Here is a 437-nt window from a genome sequence, read left to right on the forward strand (position 1 = left end):
TAAAAATCATAAAGGTGCAATATTAACCTTAGTTGATCGAAAAAGCCTTTATGTGCATATTGTACATTTAGGTGCTACAAGGCAGTCAAAGCATACAATTTCGCAGTGTATAGAAAGATTAAAACTGAGCCATGCCTATAGTGTGACTTTTGATAATGGTAAAGAGTTTTCAGAACATGAAAGGATTACAGATCGAGGTATAGCCACTTATTTTGCAGATCCTTATAAATCGATCCAAAGGGCAAGAAATGAAAATACGAATGGTTTAATTCGTCAGTTTTTGCCAAAATCATCATCATTCGAACATGTTACTGTAGCTCAAATACGAGAGATTGAGGACAATTTAAATAATCGCCCTCGTAAGTCTCTTGGATGGTGTACACCCAGTGAGATTATGGCTGGATATTTAACTGTCGCACTTGCTAGTTGAATCTGCC

The 437-nt window shown here is 36.4% G+C and carries 1 protein-coding gene; it reads left to right on the top strand.

Annotated elements, in window-relative coordinates; all coding sequences use genetic code 11:
* On the top strand, window positions 1-430 hold a 430-nt coding region (locus GGG_RS0119185; RefSeq protein ID WP_010118172.1), incomplete at its 5' end, for an IS30 family transposase.
* Between the last annotated feature and the right edge of the window lie 7 nt (window positions 431-437).

Origin of the sequence: Acinetobacter sp. P8-3-8 (assembly GCF_000214135.1) — a bacterium.
GTDB lineage: Bacteria > Pseudomonadota > Gammaproteobacteria > Pseudomonadales > Moraxellaceae > Acinetobacter.